The organism is Pseudovibrio sp. POLY-S9 (assembly GCF_001431305.1).
Taxonomy (GTDB): domain Bacteria; phylum Pseudomonadota; class Alphaproteobacteria; order Rhizobiales; family Stappiaceae; genus Pseudovibrio.
In genome coordinates this window covers 1-209 of sequence record NZ_LCWX01000003.1, presented here as the reverse complement: position 1 = coordinate 209, position 209 = coordinate 1, and the positions used below count along the sequence as shown (strand labels likewise).

1 protein-coding gene is annotated in these 209 nt (G+C 53.6%); it reads left to right on the top strand.

Annotation, left to right across the window (positions count from 1 at the left end):
• Positions 1 to 209 (top strand): autotransporter domain-containing protein (locus PPL9_RS00055; protein WP_152986546.1); only part of this gene is annotated, 209 nt, incomplete at both ends.

Below are 209 nucleotides of genomic sequence, written 5' to 3'. Positions count from 1 at the left end.
GGCAGAACATCCATCGACATCAGTTCCATCGATGCATCATCTGACAGTGACAGCTACAGTGTCGGCGGCTACGCCAGTGCCAATCCGATCGACAACGTCAAACTGCGCGGAGGTGTTGCCGGTACATGGTACAACATTGCAACTGATCGCGATGTAAGCCTCTTCCCGGAAGAAACACTGTCATCTGACCAGTTCGCCGGTTCTGTGCA